Source organism: Phenylobacterium soli (genome assembly GCF_003254475.1).
Classification (GTDB): domain Bacteria; phylum Pseudomonadota; class Alphaproteobacteria; order Caulobacterales; family Caulobacteraceae; genus Phenylobacterium; species Phenylobacterium soli.
Map to the genome: position 1 here is coordinate 1 of NZ_QFYQ01000014.1, position 452 is coordinate 452.

Sequence of the window (452 nt, forward strand, 5' to 3'; positions counted from 1 at the left end):
GTAGCAGGCCGCTCGCAGCAGCGGCCACAATCACAGATTTCACCGGTAAGCTCCCCCAAATACGGCGTGCATCCTGCCGCAACAGGCGCAGGAGGCCAAGGTGCAGCTCGGGCGTTCCAAGGGCCGAGCGCCGCGAGCACCCCGCCTGGCCGGGGCGCTGGCCAGCGGACTGATCTCGCAGATCGTGGGCCGCTAAGCCTCTAGGCGGCGCAGGGCGCCTTGCGCCGCCGCCACGCCGGTAGCGAAGCTGGCCTGGAGGAGGTAGCCGCCCGTCGGCGCTTCCCAGTCCAGCATCTCGCCGGCCACGAAGACGCCAGGGCGGGCGGAGAGCATCAGGTCCGCGTCGACGGCCTCCAGAGCCACGCCCCCGGCGCTGGAGATCGCCCGGTCCAGGCCTTGGACACCGGTGAGCTTCAGGGGCGCGGCCTTGATGGCGCGGGCCAGTGGGCCGG

General features: G+C 72.1%; 1 protein-coding gene. It reads right to left on the bottom strand.

Annotation, left to right across the window (positions count from 1 at the left end):
* Nucleotides 1-192 precede the first annotated feature (192 nt).
* Nucleotides 193-452: NAD(P)/FAD-dependent oxidoreductase (locus DJ017_RS19930; RefSeq protein WP_193540015.1), on the bottom strand; the 260-nt coding region annotated here is incomplete at its 5' end.